Source organism: Pseudomonas sp. EA_5y_Pfl2_R50 (assembly GCF_963970475.1).
Classification (GTDB): Bacteria; Pseudomonadota; Gammaproteobacteria; order Pseudomonadales; family Pseudomonadaceae; genus Aquipseudomonas.
Genome location: NZ_CAXAPT010000177.1, coordinates 1 through 450, shown reverse-complemented (window position 1 = coordinate 450; position 450 = coordinate 1). Strand labels below are relative to the sequence as shown.

General features: G+C 63.8%; 1 pseudogene. It reads right to left on the bottom strand.

The window, feature by feature from the left end:
* Window positions 1-44: 44 nt before the first annotated feature.
* A pseudogene (locus AACY19_RS27320) lies at window positions 45-450 on the bottom strand (hypothetical protein); the annotation flags it as partial.

The window sequence follows — 450 nt, the reverse complement described above, 5'->3', positions numbered from 1 at the left end:
GAGCGGTGTTTGGGGTGGCCTTCGCAGGTCACCCCGCTCGGGAGTTAGAAGCTTGCCCAGTCGGCGTTGGCGGCGGTCGGTGTGCGGGCGGCAAGCGGCGGCGGGGAGATTTTCCCACTTGGCCGCGCGCGCGCTGCAATGGCCACCGGCTTTGGCATACTGGTCGGCGAGGTCGAGCCGACATTGAAGCGGGCCGATTGGCGGCTGAGCGTGGCAACTTCACCAGCCAGATTGCGCGCGGCGGCCGAGGTTTGTTCGACCATGGCAGCATTCTGTTGGGTGGAGTGGTCCATCGCATTCACGGCGGAGGCGATCTCGCTGATCGTCGACGACTGAGCGCGGTTGTCGTTCGCCATCGATTCGACGAACTCGTGGACTTGCTCGACGCTGCCGCTGATCTGCTGCAGCACGCTATCGACATTCTTAACGGCATCGACTGCGACAACGATA